This is a genomic window from Streptomyces sp. NPDC004561, from assembly GCF_053602155.1.
Genome location: NZ_JBSGDB010000852.1, coordinates 1 through 1,838, shown reverse-complemented (window position 1 = coordinate 1,838; position 1,838 = coordinate 1). Strand labels below are relative to the sequence as shown.

Sequence of the window (1,838 nt, the reverse complement as noted above, 5' to 3'; positions counted from 1 at the left end):
CGCCCCCACCGCCCCCCCCCCTACCCGCGTCGTCCCCCGGCCCGGCGGCTAGGTTTTCGTCTGGGCCCCCCCGACCCGCCCCGCCCCCTCGGCGGGCCCCCGCCCCGGGGGGCCCACGGCGCCGCCCTGGCTCGGCCTCGCCGGACGGCTGAACATCACCCTGCGCGCGAGCGGCCGGTAGCGGGCGGCACAGGCCACCACGGATGCGGATCATGGGAGACTCGCCCTCATGAGCGGCAAGGCGGAACCCCGGACGGCGGGGGAGAGGACCACCACGAGGGCGCGGCTGGAACGGGGGCGCGGAGCGCTCGGGCCCGCGCTGGAGCTGGTGCACACCGGACGGGCGCCCACCCGTGCCGTGCTCACCGCCGAACTCGGCGTCACCCGGGCGACGGCCGGCGCGGTGGCCGCCGAGCTGGAGGCCCTCGGCCTGATCCGGGTGGACGCCCGGCCGGCCGCGGCGGCCGGCTCCCAGGGCCGCCCCTCGCACCGGCTGGAGGTCGCCGAGGACGGCCCGGTCGCGCTTGCGGCGCAGGTCCACGCCGACGGCTTCCGGGCCGCGCTGGTCGGGCTCGGCGGCCGCATCGTGGCGACCGCGCCCGGCTGCGAGACCGTCGACGCCGATCCGGCCAAGGTGCTCGGCTCGGTCGTCGAGGCGGGCGCGGAACTGCTGCGGACGACCGGCCGCCGCTGCGTCGGCGCCGGACTCGCCGTGCCGTCCGCCGTCGCCGAACCCGACGGCCTGGCCCTCAACCCGCTGCACCTGGCCTGGGCCGTCGGCGCCCCGGTGCGCCGGCTCTTCGCGGAGTGCGTGCGCGCGGCGGGCATCACCGGCCCGGCCTTCGCCGGCAACGACGTCAACCTCGCCGCCCTCGCCGAGCACCGGCACGGCGCGGGGCGTGGCGCACGGGACCTGCTGTGCGTGGCCACCGGACACCGGGGCGTCGGCGGCGCCCTGGTGCTGGACGGCCGCCTGCACACCGGCAGTTCGGGCCTCGCCCTGGAGGTCGGCCACCTCACCGTCAACCCCGAGGGCCGCCCCTGCCACTGCGGCAGCCGGGGCTGCCTGGACGTCGAGGCGGACCCGCTGGCGCTGCTCGTCGAGGCGGGCCGCGCGCCGGGCCCCGAGGTGTCCCTGCTCCAGCAGGCCAACGACCTGCTGCGCACCCAGTACGACGACCCGGCCGTGCGCATGGCCGCCGAGGCCCTGATCGACCGGCTCGGTCTCGGCCTCGCCGGTCTCGTCAACATCCTCAACCCCGACCGGATCATCCTCGGCGGCCTGCACCGCAACCTCCTGGACGCCGATCCGGGCCGCCTGCGCGCGGTCGTCGCCGACCGCAGCCTCTGGGGCCAGAGCGGTGGCGTACCGATTCTGCCGTGCACCCTGGACCACAACAGCCTGGTCGGCGCCGCGGAACTGGCCTGGCAACCGGTACTGGACGACCCCCTGGGGGCGCTGCGGTGACCCGTCCGACCGTGGAGATCCTGCCCGCCCGGAACATCCGCCTGGTCGAGACGGCCCTGCCGGAGCTGGCGGGACACCACCGCTCGGCGATGGACCGCGTCTGGGAGGAGGCGGTACGGGCCAACCCCGCGCTGTTCGACGGCCCGGTGGCCGCCCTGACCGGATGCGAACGGGACGGCGGCGACGGCCTGGTGCTGTTCTGGGCGCGGACCACCTACCGGCACCGGGCCCTGCGCCAGGTGCCCGACGCGCCCGTGTACGGCTCCCTGTTCGTGTCCGTGGTGCATCCGGCCGACGCCGGGGGGCTGCGGGGCGGCCGGGTGGCCCCCGCAACCGCCGCCGCCGGCCCCGGGGCCGGGCGCCGGGGGCC

General features: G+C 78.2%; 1 protein-coding gene and 1 pseudogene. Both read left to right on the top strand.

Annotated elements, in window-relative coordinates:
- Positions 1–229: 229 nt before the first annotated feature.
- The gene (locus ACWEN3_RS46085; RefSeq protein WP_452984366.1) at positions 230–1,468 is read left to right on the top strand and encodes an ROK family protein; all 1,239 of its coding nucleotides are present in this window, start codon (positions 230–232) and stop codon (positions 1,466–1,468) included.
- A pseudogene (locus ACWEN3_RS46080) lies at positions 1,465–1,838 on the top strand (NUDIX hydrolase); the annotation flags it as partial. The gene ACWEN3_RS46085 and the pseudogene ACWEN3_RS46080, both read left to right, overlap by 4 nt.